The 14,312-nt window shown below is 63.2% G+C and carries 13 protein-coding genes; 1 reads left to right on the plus strand and 12 read right to left on the minus strand.

What is annotated here, in order from left to right; translation table 11 throughout:
• Window positions 1-5 precede the first annotated feature (5 nt).
• From IVB46_RS09880 to deoC, 3 genes are all read right to left on the minus strand, one after another.
• On the minus strand, window positions 6-461 hold the full coding sequence (locus IVB46_RS09880) for an RbsD/FucU family protein (RefSeq protein WP_014494077.1): 456 nt from the start codon (window positions 459-461) through the stop codon (window positions 6-8).
• Window positions 462-542: 81 nt separating this feature from the next.
• On the minus strand, window positions 543-2,933 hold the full coding sequence (locus IVB46_RS09885; protein WP_247309289.1) for an aldehyde dehydrogenase family protein: 2,391 nt from the start codon (window positions 2,931-2,933) through the stop codon (window positions 543-545).
• A gap of 2 nt (window positions 2,934-2,935) precedes the next feature.
• Complete coding sequence (gene deoC, locus IVB46_RS09890; protein ID WP_223154031.1) at window positions 2,936-3,853, minus strand: deoxyribose-phosphate aldolase; 918 nt, start codon at window positions 3,851-3,853, stop codon at window positions 2,936-2,938.
• A 339-nt stretch (window positions 3,854-4,192) separates the two neighbouring features.
• Here deoC and IVB46_RS09895 point away from each other — a divergent pair, with 339 nt between their 5' ends.
• Window positions 4,193-4,987, plus strand: a complete 795-nt coding sequence (locus IVB46_RS09895; RefSeq protein ID WP_166342548.1) for a DeoR/GlpR family DNA-binding transcription regulator — start codon at window positions 4,193-4,195, stop codon at window positions 4,985-4,987.
• 80 nt (window positions 4,988-5,067) lie between these two features.
• Here the strand turns inward: IVB46_RS09895 and IVB46_RS09900 are convergent, their stop codons facing one another.
• The 9 genes from IVB46_RS09900 to IVB46_RS09935 form a co-directional block, all read right to left on the minus strand.
• Window positions 5,068-6,219: a substrate-binding domain-containing protein gene (locus tag IVB46_RS09900; protein WP_166342549.1), complete on the minus strand. Its 1,152-nt coding sequence runs from the start codon at window positions 6,217-6,219 to the stop codon at window positions 5,068-5,070.
• A gap of 105 nt (window positions 6,220-6,324) precedes the next feature.
• Complete coding sequence (locus IVB46_RS09905) at window positions 6,325-7,317, minus strand: ABC transporter permease (protein ID WP_247309285.1); 993 nt, start codon at window positions 7,315-7,317, stop codon at window positions 6,325-6,327.
• A complete protein-coding gene (locus IVB46_RS09910) occupies window positions 7,314-8,894 on the minus strand; it encodes a sugar ABC transporter ATP-binding protein (RefSeq protein WP_247309283.1) in 1,581 nt (526 codons plus the stop codon). Before IVB46_RS09910 ends, IVB46_RS09905 begins: the two co-directional genes overlap by 4 nt.
• Window positions 8,895-9,179: 285 nt before the next feature.
• Window positions 9,180-9,311, minus strand: coding sequence for a hypothetical protein (locus IVB46_RS44855; RefSeq protein WP_256468556.1), 132 nt, complete (start codon window positions 9,309-9,311; stop codon window positions 9,180-9,182).
• A 189-nt stretch (window positions 9,312-9,500) separates the two neighbouring features.
• On the minus strand, window positions 9,501-10,904 hold the full coding sequence (locus IVB46_RS09915) for an amidase (protein WP_247309281.1): 1,404 nt from the start codon (window positions 10,902-10,904) through the stop codon (window positions 9,501-9,503).
• Between the two features lie 86 nt (window positions 10,905-10,990).
• Entirely contained in the window at window positions 10,991-11,752 is a 762-nt protein-coding gene (locus IVB46_RS09920) for an SDR family NAD(P)-dependent oxidoreductase (protein WP_208070601.1), read from the minus strand.
• Window positions 11,753-11,799: 47 nt separating this feature from the next.
• A complete protein-coding gene (locus IVB46_RS09925) occupies window positions 11,800-12,525 on the minus strand; it encodes an ABC transporter ATP-binding protein (RefSeq protein ID WP_135214633.1) in 726 nt (241 codons plus the stop codon).
• Window positions 12,515-13,234, minus strand: a complete 720-nt coding sequence (locus IVB46_RS09930) for an ABC transporter ATP-binding protein (protein WP_247309280.1) — start codon at window positions 13,232-13,234, stop codon at window positions 12,515-12,517. The genes IVB46_RS09925 and IVB46_RS09930 overlap by 11 nt, the downstream gene beginning before the upstream one ends.
• 2 nt (window positions 13,235-13,236) lie before the next feature.
• Window positions 13,237-14,310, minus strand: coding sequence for a branched-chain amino acid ABC transporter permease (locus IVB46_RS09935; RefSeq protein WP_247309278.1), 1,074 nt, complete (start codon window positions 14,308-14,310; stop codon window positions 13,237-13,239).
• Window positions 14,311-14,312: the final 2 nt, after the last annotated feature.

Below are 14,312 nucleotides of genomic sequence, written 5' to 3' on the forward strand. Positions count from 1 at the left end.
GGTCGTCACTCTCCGTCCGGCGCGATGACGCCCTTGGAAAACAGGAAGCAGCCGTAGAAGCGCCGCTCTCCCGTGGCGATCACGCAGTAGGCCGTCTTGGCCTTTTCATAGAAGGCATGGCGCTCGACCCCGACCAGCGGCCAGGAGCGTCCCTCGGCGCGGTCGATCGCGGCCTGCACCTCGCGCTGCACCGGCGGCACCTCCTGGGGCTGGCCAACAATCTCCATGCGGATTGCGGCATCGTCGACGAACGTATCGAGCGGCAGCACCGAGAGAATGGCTTCGATCGCCTTTGCCGTACTGACGTTGTCGATGCGAAGCAGCTCGCCGAACACGGTCTGGCGCGCGATGGAGTCGGCAGGAAAATTGGTGTCGCACACCACGAGGCGATCTCCGTGCCCCATTGCGCGCAAGGCATAGAGCACGTCGGCATTGAGCAGTGGATTGATGCCCTTGAGCATGTTGCGTCCCTCCCTTGTCTTCAAAATCGCCCGAACTCTGATGGTCCGGATGCCAACCCGTATCACCGCAAGGTGACGTCTTTAGTCCCCATAGGGAATCCAGATGTTCTTCACCTGCACCGCGTGGCGGAGCAGGATCGGCCCCTCGCTCGCCACCCGGTCGTACCAATCGAGCGCCAGCCCGTGGTCGACCAGCGTGCGCTTGAGGTTGCCGATCGACAGCCGCTCCGCAGCAGTCGAGGCCTCCTGCGAGCCGAACACCCAGAGCGCATCGACGTCGTCATGCTCGGCAAGGACCTTTGCGAGCGCATCGCGCTCGCCGGTGACGATATTGACGACGCCTGCCGGCACATCCGACGTCTCCAGCACCTGATAAAAATCGGTCGCTGCAAGCGGATGCCGCTCGCTTGGGACGGCGACGACGCGGTTGCCCATCGCAATCAACGGTGCCACCAGGCTGATGAAGCCCAGCAACGGGGCCTCGTCCGGACAGGCCACCCCGACCACGCCGATCGGCTCGTGCATGGCAAGCGCCACGCCGCGCAACGGCGGTGCATGGATCGTCCCCTCGTATTTGTCGGCCCAGGCCCCATAGCTGAACAGCCGTTCGATACTCGCCTCGACCTCCGCGCGCGCCTTGGCGGGCGAAACGCCGGTCATATCACCGATGCGCCGGGCGAACTCGTCGCCACGCGCGGACAGATTCTCGGCAAGGTAGTAGAGGATTTGGGCGCGATTATGCGTCGTCGCCCGCGCCCACCCCTCGGCCGAGCGCGCAGCGGCCACCGCGTTACGGATATCCTTGCGATTGCCCTCGCCGGCTTCGCCGAGGTGCTTCCCCTTCGGCGACAGCACCGCGCGCGAATAATTTCCGTCGGGACGAACCTGCTTGCCGCCGACGAACAGCTTGGCGGTTCGGTCGATCGACGGCGTGCCAAATCCGGCGCCTTCGTTAGAAGCCGCCGGCGATGGCGGCGGCACCTTCGCCCGCGCCTTCCGCCCGCTCCAGGCTTTCGGCTTGAGATATTCGTAGAGACCTTCCCGGCCGCCCTCGCGACCGAAGCCGGACTCCCGATAGCCGCCGAAGCCGACGCAGGCATCGAACAAATTGGTCGCATTGACCCAGACCACGCCGGCCTGAAGCTTCGGCGCGATATCGAGCGCCAGCCCGATGGTCTCGCTCCACACGCTGGCGGCAAGGCCATAGCGCGTGTTGTTGGCGAGCATCACCGCCTCGTCCGGCGTGCGGAACGTCATCGCGACCAGCACCGGGCCAAAGATCTCCTCGATCGCCACGGTCGATGACGGATGTACGTTCCAAAGCAAGGTGGGGGGATAGAAGCATCCCTCAGCGGGGATCGGCCCCGGCGCCTGATACTTCTCAGCGCCCTCCTTGACGCCGGTTTCGACCAGCGCCTTGATCCGCTCGAGCTGCACCGGTGCGACCACCGCGCCCATGTCGATCGCCTTGTCGAGCGGCGGACCCACGCGCAGCGTCTCCATGCGGCGGATGAGGCGCTTGCGGAATGTCTCTGCGATCCCTTCCTGCAGCAGAAGCCGCGATCCGGCACAACAGACCTGGCCCTGGTTGAACCAGATCGCATCGACCACGCCTTCCACGGCGCCGTCGATGTCGGCGTCGTCGAACACGATGAACGGCGACTTGCCGCCGAGCTCGAGCGTCAGCGACTTGCCGCTGCCTGCGGTCGACTGACGGATCAATCGCCCGACCTCGGTCGATCCGGTGAAGGCGATCTTGTCGATACCGGGATTTTCGACGAGCAACGCGCCGGCGGCGCCATCACCCGTCACCACATTCAACACGCCGGGCGGCAGGCCGGCTTCCGCCGCGAGCTCGGCGAACAGCAGCGCGGTGAGTGACGTGAACTCTGCCGGTTTCAGCACCACCGTGTTGCCGGTCGCCAGCGCGGGCGCGATCTTCCAGGCCAGCATCAGCAGCGGAAAGTTCCAGGGGATGATCTGGCCGATCACACCGACCGGGACATGGTCGGCGAATTCGCGGTCCTGCAATTGTGCCCAGCCGGCGTGATACAGGAAGTGGCGCGCGGCGAGCGGCACGTCGAGATCGCGGGTTTCCCTGATCGGCTTGCCATTGTCGATCGCTTCCAATACCGCGAACAGACGAGCATGACGTTGCAGCATGCGCGCCAGCGCATAGAGATGACGGGCACGACCGTGACCACCGAGCTTTGCCCATGACGACTGCGCCGATCGCGCGGCGCCGACTGCAGCCTCGACATCCGCTGCGATGCCTTGCGCGATCTTGGCCAGCGTCTTTCCGGTGGCTGGCTCGATCGTCGCCAGATGCTTGCCCGAAGCCGGCGCGACGAATTTACCGGCAATGAAATGCCCAAACGTCGCGTCGTGCCGCTTCAGCCAGGCGCGCGCCTCGCCGTCCGCCTCGGGAGCGGGACCATAATCCATGGTCTCAAAGTAATGTGCGATACTCATGCTCAGCCCACGGGATGACGGTTGAAGGCCGAGTAGCGGCCGGTGACGTGATGCTCGAGCTGGCGCTCGATGTCGGCGAGCAGGCTCGAGGCGCCGACGCGGAACAGATCCGGCTCGAGCCAATCGCGCCCCAACTCCTCCTTCATCAGGAACTGGTAGTTGAGCACATCCTTCGCCGTCGAGATTCCGCCGGCCGGCTTGAAGCCTATCTTGAAGCCGGTCCGCTCCTCATAGACCCTGATCATGCGCAGCATCGCCAGCGTCACCGGCAGCGTGGCATTGACGCCTTCCTTGCCGGTGGAGGTCTTGATGAAGTCAGCGCCGGCCATCATGCAGACCATCGACGCCTTGGCGACGTTGCGCAGCGTTTTGAGGTCGCCGGTTGCGAGGATCGTCTTCAGATGCGCATCGCCGCAGGCTGCGCGGAAATCCCGGACCTCGGCGTAGAGAGCGCGCCAATCTCCGGTCAGCACATGCTCACGCGTGATGACGATGTCGATCTCCTGCGCACCGTCCCTGACGGACGCCTCGATCTCCTTGAGTTTCAGATCGTGAGGCACGAGGCCTGCCGGAAATCCAGTCGAAACCGCAGCGACCGGGATGTCATGCCCATCGAGCGCTTCGACCGCGGTTGCGACGAAGCGGTGATAGACGCAGATCGCGCCCGTGTGCAGCCCGCGCCCGGCAAAGCCGAGTGCCTCGAGGAGGTCTCTTCGTATCGGGGCCCTCGCCTTGGCACAGAGGCGCTTCACCCGTTCGGCCGTATCGTCGCCGTTGAGTGTCGTCAGGTCGATGCAGGTGATCGCCTTGAGCAACCACGCCGCCTGCGCGTCCTTCTTGACGGTGCGCCGGCCCGGCAGGCTCGCAACGCGGCGCTCGGCGGCGGACAGATTGATCCGGATATCATCGACCCAGTCCATCTCGAGCGCGCGGCCGCTGTTGCGCGCGATCGGATGCGGATGATTGTGATCCCGCGCATGGGGCTGCGCCGGCACCGCGGATGGATTTGATATCAAGACGCCCTGCGCCATCGGTACTCCGCGCAATGCTAGCGAATCGGCTGAAACGGCAGATAGACTGAATGTGCCGATTGCAACATGCGATCCTCCCATCCCTTGGCCGCCGGCGCTTCTGCTGCTCCCGTCGCCGACAGCGAAACGCCTTTCGGGCCAAATGTTATTATTGTAACAGATTGACGTTGCTAAACTCACATCATTGTAAGATCATTGTCAACCGGATAAGCAAGCTCGGTGACGAAAATGACTGAAACACCGACCGCACGCCCCAGCGAGACCCGCGTCCAACGACTGCAACGGCTGCGACGCGCCGTCGAGACGAGCGGCGCACTGCATCTGAAGGACGCCGCAGAGCTGCTGAAGGTGTCGGAGATGACGGTCAGGCGCGACCTTGCCGGGCCCGAGGTGGCGCTCGCCCTGCTCGGCGGCTACGTCGTCAACGCGGCGTCGCCGACCGGGATCAAGTACACATTCGAACAGGAAATCGACCAGCACACACAGGACAAGCGCCTCGCCTGCCGATCCGCAGCCGCCTCGATCAAGGAAGGTGACACCATCTTTATCGATTGCGGCACCACGATGCAGTCGCTGGCGGATTGCCTGCCTGAGGACATGCCTCTTTCGGTGATCTGCTATTCGCTGAACGTCGCCTCGATCGTCACCCACCGGCCAGCGACGCAGGTGATGTTGATGGGCGGGCTCTACCATCCGTCGTCGCAGTCGTTCTCGTCGGACGACGGCCTGTCCTACCTGCGGCGGCTCGGGGTCAACAAGGCTTTCATCTCGGCCGGCGGCCTGCACTGGACCCGCGGCGCCAGCTGCTCGAATTTTCACGAAGTCGCCATCAAGCAGGCCGTCATCGCTACCGCGATGGAGAGCATCCTCGTGGTCGACGCCAGCAAGCTCGGCAGCCTCAAGCCGGCGTTCTTCTCCGACGTCAGCTCATTCTCGCGGATCATCGTCGGTGGCTCCGTGTCGGCAGACACGCGCAAGCACTTCCGCAGCCTTCCCGTCGAATACGTCACCAGCACGGCCTGATCCGGACGGGGGCTGGTTCGCCCGGATCAGGCTTGCTGAGCGATGCGCGGTCTCGGTGGATCGCGCATCGCTGTTTCGGGCTAGTTGCAGGCGGGCTTCGCCTTTTTGCAGGCATCCGTCAGCTCGGCCGGCGGGTCCTTCTTGAATACGGTCTTGTAGGACTCCAGCACATTCGACTGCGTCACCGGCAGCGACTGCACACCGATCCAGCCAGGCGTTTCCTTACCCAACAGCGCGTTCATCATCGCCATCGCCTCGGCGACGCCCTGGTCGTAGGGACGCTGCGAGCCGGTCGCCTTCAGCGGCCCGCCCTTGGCAATCTCGATCGCCGATTGCAGACCGAGGTCGACCGTCGTCATGGGAATATCGATGCCCTGAGCCCGCATCGAGCTCAGCGTGTCGAGCGCCGGTTGATCCCACACCGCGTACAGTCCCTTGACGTCGGGATTGCCGGTCAGGAAGTCGCCCGCGATCTGCGAGACCTTCGGCGGATCGGTGAAGTCGACCTGCTTCATCTTGATGTCAGGGCGGTTTGCTTTCATCCACTCCCGCACGCCCTTGGTACGCTCGTTGGTGCTGAAATAGTCGACGCCGAAATTGACGAGACCGATGGTGCCGCCCTGCGCCACGCAGGATGCCAGGATCTGTGCCGCGATCTGGCCATTGCCCTGGCTATCGGCCGAGACCATCGTCGCATATTCCTCGGGATGCTTCAGACCAGTCGGGATGCTGTCCATCAGCACGAGCTTGATGCCGGCTTTGGCGATCTTCTTGTAGGTCGGCGCGGTCGCGGTGAAATCGACCGGAATCGAAATGATGCCGTCCGGGTGCTGCTGGATCGTGTTCTCGATATCGGCGATCTGCTTGTCCACCTGATATTCGGCGGACGCGACGCCCGTCACCGTCACGCCGTACTTCTTCAGCGTATCGGTGATGCCCTGGATCTGGAGCTGCGACCAGTCGAGGTTGACCGTCTGCATGGAGATGCCGACCTTGAAGTTCTTCTCCTTGATCTTGGCGGCGTCGGCTTCCGACAGCGCGAGCACCTCGGGGGAAGCCGCCTTTTCGCCGTGGGGTCCCTGGCCGACGATCGACTTCGGCCCGAGCTTCGCGAGATCGACACCCTTGACGCAGGTCGCGGGCACTTCGGCGCGAGCCGACGGGATCATCGAGAGGGCGGCAGCGGCCACCAACGCAGTCAAAGGCAAGGTTTGTCGCAAGATTGGCTTCATTGTTTCCTCCATTTTTTGGTCGCCGATTCACCGGAGGGCCAGCGACCTTGCCCCTACCCGCGCAGCGCAATGAACTTGTTGTTCATGCGCCGCGCCTGACCTCGACTAGCGTTTCGTGAAAGCAACCGCGGCAACGATGATCGCCCCCTTGATCACGAGCTGCATCGGCGAGCTCACGCCGAGCAGAACAAGGCCGTTGTTGAGCGTGCCAATGATCAAGCTGCCGAACAGCGTCCCCAGGATGTAGCCGCGCCCGCCGAACAGGCTGCAGCCACCGAGGATCACCGCGGCGATGACGTCGAGTTCCATGCCCTGCACGACATCTGGCCGCGCGGCATGTGAACGCGCCGACAGCACCAGCGCCGCCAATCCCGCCAGCGTGCCGGTCAGGACAAAGGCCGCAGTCGTGATCCGTTTGGTGTTGATGCCGGAATAGAGCGCCGCGGTTGGATTGCCGCCGACCGCATAGATGCGCCGGCCGAACACATTATAGTGCAACAGCAGGATGCCGATAATCATCGCCGCCATAGTCCAGGCGATCGGAACCGGTATGCCGAGGAACGTGCCTTCGCCAAAGATCGCGAAATAGGTCTCGTTGGTGATGATCACCGGCTTTGTGTTGGTCACCATCATCGCCAGTCCCCGCGCCATGCTCAGTGAGCCCAGCGTCACCAGGAACGACGGGATCGATAGGTGCGTGGTCAGGATGCCATTGAGCAGCCCGACCAGCGCGCCGGTGCCGAGCCCGGCCACGGCACCCACGATCCAGCTGTTGTTGATCTGGCTCATCGCGAGAGCAGCCGCCATGCCTGACAGCGCCAATGTCGAGGCAACCGACAGATCGATCTGACGCGCGATGATGATGAAGGTCATGCCGACCGCGATGATCGACACCAGCGTGGTCTGGCGCCCGATGTTCAGGAAATTGTCGACCGAGAGAAACCAGGGCGAAGACAGGCTGAACACGACCAGCAGGATCACGAAGGCGATGTACAGCATGTACGGCCGCTCGCCCCGCAGCAAATTCTGGACAATCTTGCGGCGGCGATCAGATCGGGTCGACGAGGCGACCACGTTGTGAGCAGTCAGTTCGGTCATGCGGGAAGCTCTTGCAAGTGGCCCGGCCCGGAGGCCTGGTACATCTGGAGGAGATGATGCAGCTCTTCCGCATCATCGATCTTGCCGCGCGACAGCGTACGAACCACACGCCCGTTGACGATCACGGAGATGCGGTCGCAGAGCTCGATCAATTCGACGAGATCGGACGAGACGACCAGGACCCCGCTGCCGTCGCGGACGGCATTCCGGATCACGGCATAGATTTCCTCGCGTGCGCCCACGTCGACGCCGACCGTCGGTTCATCCAGGAGCAGCACGCGCGGCCGCGGATCATTCCATTTTCCGAACACGACCTTTTGCTGGTTGCCGCCGGAGAGCGTCCTGACCAGGCTGAACGCGCCCGGCGCTTTCACCGAAAGCCTGGCGACCGCGATTTCCGCACGCCTGGCGGCGGCGCGTTGCTGCATCCAGCCCCAGCGCGAGAAATGGGGAATTCGCGGCAAGGTGACGTTTCGCTCGATCGAATGGTCCAGGACCAGACCCTGCACATGCCGGTCTTCCGGCACCAGCGCGATGCCCTGCTCGATCGCATCGGCAGGCCCTCTCGGCAGCCATCCCCGGCCCTCGATCTCGATTGCGCCGCTCTCGAGCGGCCGGAGGCCAAACACTGTCTCCAAAATCTCCGTGCGGCCGCTGCCGATCAATCCGGCGAGGCCGTGGATCTCGCCCTTCAGCACGGACAGATCGACGGCGCGAAGCCGGTCGTTGGACACGTCGGACAGCGACAGAACCGGCGACGGATCCAATTCACGCTTCGCGACAGGTTCGGTGCGCGGGCCCGTGGGTGCCGATCGATCGGTTCCGACGATCGCGTTCACCAGCCGCTTCATGTCGGTCTCGGCTGTGACAAACGTGCCCGCGTTAGCGCCATCGCGCAGCACCGTGACGCGCTGCGAGATCTCGAACACCTCGTTGAGCCGATGGGTCACATAGATCACGCCGACTCCGCGGCGCGTCGCCTTCCCGATCGCATCGAACAGAATCTGGACCTCATCCGATGTCAGCGAGGAGGTCGGCTCGTCGAGGATCAGAAGCCGAACCTCGCCCATCAACGCCTTGGCGATCTCCGTCATCTGGCGATAGGCGAAAGGCAGCGAGCCGACAGCCGCACTCGCATCCAGGGGAATGCCGAGCGCGTTCAGGAACGCCTCGGCCCTGGCCATCAGCGCGCGCTGCCGGACGAAGCCGAAACGCGCACGCGGCTCACGGCCGAGCAACAGATTGTCCGCAACGCTCAAGGATTCGACGAGGCTGAGATCCTGATAAACGACAGCGATCCCCGCCTCGCGCGACTTCGCCGGGCTGTCGAATTCCACCGGCCTGCCGGCGATCTCGATCGTGCCGCTGTCGAGGGCATGAACACCGCTGAGAATCTTGATCAGGGTAGATTTTCCCGCGCCGTTCTCGCCCAGTAGCGCATGGACCTCGCCGGCGCGAACCTCGAGGTTGACGTCACGCAGCGCTCGCACGCCGCCGAAGCGCTTGTTGATGCCACTGACCATCACAAGCGAGGTCGACGACCGAGGTTCTGCTGCAACCGAACCGGACAGTTCCAAACTTTCCTCCCGTCGCCCCGCAAGACGCTGGTACGATGGTGACATATTGTTATTTTTGCAACTTATACTGTTATAATTCTATCATCTCCGTCGACCTGTCAATGGCGGATCACGTCGCGGGGCCGGATCTAGCCCTGGCCCTATCTCGATTTGTGCGGTTGCGAACGTCAGTACAGCCGGCCATGCCAGCGCGGATCTGTTCAACATCAGGAACGGACCAAGGCTTCACGACGCGCTCCATTCGCGTCCTGGCGGCAAGCACCCGATCATCAAATGGGGAGCGCGCTATCCCCAGGCCTTGAAATCAGCCTCGCTCATGACGTTCTGCCTCCCGATGATGACCGCGATGGAGAGCGCCAGCCCGACCGACGATGCGGCGGCGAATATGGCGGTGCCGTCGTCTACGTTGCGGAGCACTCGCGTCCGGTGGCGCGGGCTGCTCACCGGCTGGAGCCAGATCGAAGTCGTACCACTCGAACACCGTGCCGAGGGTCGTGGCCATCAGTTCCGCTGACGAATTTTCGTTTCGACGTGCTCAGCGTCTCCCCTCTCTGAACTCGACCCATGATTGATTTTCGGATAGGCATCCTAGAATTCCGAAGATCTTCATTCGCCAAGGGCGCGTCGCGTATGCCAATCCGTCACTGACTGGAAAGCATACCCGGCGCGGGCAAGCGTATCTTCGGACAGATGCGGGCCGACGAGCTGCATGCTGAGAGGCAACCCGTCCGCCGCCATGCCGTTCGGTAGCGTGATGGTCGGGCTGCCCGAGAAGTCGAATACCGCCGTGAAGCGCAGGATGCTGAGCAGCACGTTCGGATCGGCGCCGTATTCGCCCATCTTGGTCAGCGTTGGGATCGGAACGGGCATGGTGGGAATCAGGAGCAGGTCAATATCGCCGAACAGCGCCGCGAGGCTGCCGCAGAACTTCAACCGCTCATGATGGATCTGAGCGATCTCGACGCCGCTGATCAATCTGCCCTGCTCGATCAGCTGCGCCAGATCGGGACCGTATTCCGACTTCCGCGACGGATAAGTCTCGAGATGCGCCTCTGCGGTCTCGATGGAGCACATCGGAATCCACATGCTCACGAGCTTCTCGTAAGCTGGGAACTTGACCTCACGAATATCGGCGCCGAGGTCCGCAAGCGTACGCTCCGCTTCGAGCAAGGCGGCGACCACCTGCGGATCGATCCCGTCCTGCGTGTAGCTGCGGTCCACGCCGATCCGTAAGCCCCGCACGCCGTCACCGATCCCCGCCAGATAGTTCGGCACCGGCGCCTGAAGGGCGGTCGGATCATTGACGTCTGCGCCCGCGATGACGCCGAGCATGGCCGCGGCATCGGCTGCGCTCCGGCACATCGGCCCGACATGGTCGAGAGAGTCAGCCAGCGGGAAGACGCCGTGACGGCTCACACGTCCCCAGGTCGGCTTGATCCCGGTCAGCCCGCACGTCGCCGACGGAAACCGGATCGAGCCGCCGGTGTCGCTGCCGATCGAGCCAAAGCAAAGTCCCGCCGAAGTGGCCACGCCCGATCCGCTTGAGGAGGAGCCGACCCAGTAGTCGGTCCCCCAGGGATTGAGCGGCGCCTGGTCGTCGGGATGATGGCTCGTATAGGCGCCCTCGGTCATTTTTAGCTTGCCGAGCGTGACGGCGCCGGCGTGTTCGAGCCGGTCCACGATCGTCGCGTTGAAGGAGGGGACGAACCTAGCGTGGATCGTGGTACCTCCAGCGGTCGGCGCGAAAGTGGTGTAGCAGAGATCCTTCAATCCGATCGGCACGCCGTGCAGCGGCCCGCGCCAGATGCCCTTGGCAAGCTCGGCGTCACAGCGCTTCGCCTGCGCCATGGCCCGCTCGGCGAGGACGAGCGCGTAGCCGTGAAACTTCTGATCGAGCTTCGCGATCCGGCCCAGCATCACCTCGGTCACTTTCGAAGGTAGAAGCTCGCCGCGGCGGAACAGCTCGGAGATTTCGATGATCGACTTGTAGTGAATTGGATCTGCTGACATCTGACAGCCCTGCTGTTGTCGGAAACGGCTTCGCCCACCGGCGCCGCAGACGGCCCGGTCTCGTGACTGCGCTACTCAGGGAGCGCCTAGAACTGCACCCCGCGCGTGAGGGCACCGTCGACCACGAGGTTGGTCCCCGTGATGAAACTCGCTGCCTTGCTGGCAAGGAACACCGCACCGTTCGCCATTTCCTGCGGCGTGCCCATGCGGCCGGTCGGATTCAGCGCCAGCGCGGTCTTGTACAGCTCGGGATTGCCGTCCTTGATCTGATTCCAGACACCGCCCTCGAAATAGGTGTTGCCCGGCGACACCGAATTGGCGCGGATGCCTTTGCTGGCAAGCTGGAAGGCGAGACCTTGCGTATAGTGGATGATCGCGGCCTTGAACGTGCCGTAGGGGCCGCTCGCGAAGTCAACCTCCCGCCCTGAAACGCTGGCAATGGTCACGATCGCCGCGGCCTTGCTCTTCTCGAGATACGGCATTGCCGCATTGACCAGCCGCACGGTGCCCATCATGTCGGTGGAGAATTCCTTCTCCCAGCTCTCCTCGTCCTGTCCGATCGACAGCGCACTGACATTGGCGACCACGACGTCGATGCCGCCAAGCTTCGAGGCCATGTCCTCGACCCAGGCCTTGAGCGCCGGGCCGTTGGAGACATCGACCGAACTACCAAAGGCAGCGACGCCCTTCGCCTTGATCGCGGCGACTGCGCTATCGACGTCGGCTTGGTTGCGCGCGCAGATGCCGACATCCGCGCCTTCCGCCGCGAATGTGTCGGCGATCGCCCTGCCGATCCCCTTGGTGCTGCCGGTGACGAGAACCTTTGCTCCCTTGAGTCCCAGATCCATGTCCATTCCCTCCCTATTGACGACTTGAAAACATGCCATGCGGCCGTTCAGAGCAGGAGCTGCTCGCGGACATTGTCCTCGTTAACCTCGCCACCCGCCAGCGACTGCGCGATCTTGCCCTTCTCCATGATGTAACAACGCTCGGCGATTGCCAGGATCGTGTCGAGGTTCTGCTCGACGAAGATGATGGTGGTCCCGAGCTCGTTCCGGAACGATCTCAGCGCCTCGCAGATGTGCTGGACGATCGAGGGCTGGATACCCTCGGACGGCTCGTCCAGGATCATCAAGGACGGATTGCCGATCAGCGCGCGGCCTATGGCGAGCTGTTGCTGCTCGCCGCCCGACATCGTGCCTGCGGCCTGCCGCCGGCGTTCCTTCAGTCGCGGAAAATACTCATAGACGAGTTCAGGCAGCTTCTTGCCGCCGGGACCGCCGATCAACTCGCCGACCTGCAGGTTTTCCTCAACGGTCATCTGCGGAAAGACATCGCGTCCCTGCGGGATGTAGCCGAAGCCCGCCCTTGCCCGCGCGTCGGCTTCGAGCTTTGTTACGTCCTGCTCCATGAAGCTGATCGTGCCACGCCAGGTTTGCAGCAAACCGATCAGGCACCGCATCAGAGTCGACTTGCCGACACCGTTACGGCCGATCACGCCGACAATCTCGCCGCGGGAGACCGACATGGTGACGCCCTGCAGAATCGGCGTCGCACCGTATCCCGCCCATAATTCCGATACGTCCAGAATCCGGTCAGTGGGCTTGGGTTCAGTGAGCATGCGTCTTACCGAGATAAATTTCCGCGACTTTCGCGTCCTGCAAAATGCTCTCGAGATCGCCGCGTGCGAAAATCTTGCCGAGATGCAGCACCGTGACGCGCTGGGCGACCTGGCGCACGAAGGTCATGTCATGCTCGACGACAAGGACCGTCATGCCCTCTGCATTGAACGACTTGATCAGCTCGCCGGTCTTGAAGGTTTCCTCCGGCGACATGCCGGCAGTCGGCTCGTCCAGCAGCAGGAGCTGCGGCTTCAGCGCCAGCGCCATCCCGATCTCGAGCCATTGCTGCTGGCCATGCGACAGCGCACCCGCGAGCTTATCGCTGTCCGGCCCCAGGTTGAGCAGAGTCAGCAGGCGATCCTCCTCGGCGATGCGTTCCGCGCCGGACAGTCGTTCCTGGAGCGCAGTCTGGATGTTTTGCCGAACCGGCAGCTCCTTGAACACGCTCGGAGCCTGCATCTTGATGCTCATGCCCCGCTGCACGCGTGCGTAGGGACGCTCCTTGGTGATGTCGACGGTATCGAACAGGATGCTGCCCTGGCTCGGCGGGTAGAGACCCACGATCAGCTTGAACAATGTGCTCTTGCCGGCGCCATTGGGTCCGATCAGGCAGTGGACCTCGCCGGCGTTGACCGTGAGGTCGACGTCGGAGACTGCGGTCAATCCGCCAAAACGCTTGGATACGCCTTTGACTTCGACCAGCGCCATGATCAGGACTCTTCCGACTGCAAGCGACCAGCCTCCGCCATGACGGGGCTATCATCGCGCCGCCGACGCCCGCTCCACCAGTCGGCAGCAAGCTTGCCGATGCCGAGCACAAAACCCTGCGGCGCCAGCATCACCGTGGCAAGCAGCAGCGCTCCCATCAGCACGAGTGCCGCCTGCTGGCTGTAGACCGTGATGGTCTGGAAGCCGAACAGCAGCAGGAACGATCCGACCAGGGTTGCGGTCAAATCGCTCCGTCCGGAGAAAGCCACCCATACGATGGGCATCGCCGCCGCAGGCAGGCCGATGCTGGACGGCGTGATGAATTGGCCCCAGGACGTGTACAGCGCACCGCTCAGCCCTGCGAGGCCGCTGCCGATCACGAAGGTCAGGAGCTGGTATTTCCGGACGTCATAACCCAGCATCTCGGCGCGCTGCGGGTTCTCGCGCGTCGCCACGATGACGTTGCCGATGCCCGAATTCACGAGCATGCGCAGCGCGAGATAGACGATCACGATCAGCGCGATCATGACGTAGTAGAGCGCCGATCCCTCGATATAGAAGTCGCCGACGGCGAGCGGGTCCATGCCCTTCATGCCGTTGAAGCCGTTCAGCCGCGCCGGGCCGATGTGCCATTCGGGCCCCGCCGTCTGGCCGAGGAAGAAGGCAAGAACTAGTGTCGCAGACAGCGTCACGATCCCGAAGAAGATGCCGTTGATGCCACCCCAAATCATGAAATAGCCGAGGATGCCGGCCGCCACCATCGCAAGGACAACGGACAGCGCAAGCGCGGCGATCGTTGCGGTGCCGCCGCCCATGTTAATCGCGAGCACGCCATAACCGTAACCGGCGATGCCGAAGAACAAGGTCTGGCCGAACGACAGCATCCCGCCATAGCCCCACATCAGGCAGAGGCCGAGCGCCATGAATATCCAGATCAGGAAATAGGCGAAATTCCCCACATCATAGGAGTCGGCGAACAGCGGATATGTCAGTGCGCCCACGAGCACTGCAAGGAAGCAGGACCAGAAGATCTTGCCACGTCCGAGCGTCTGCGGACCTTCCAGTAGCTTGAACATCA

Origin of the sequence: Bradyrhizobium sp. 61 (assembly GCF_023073075.1) — a bacterium.
GTDB lineage: Bacteria > Pseudomonadota > Alphaproteobacteria > Rhizobiales > Xanthobacteraceae > Bradyrhizobium > Bradyrhizobium barranii.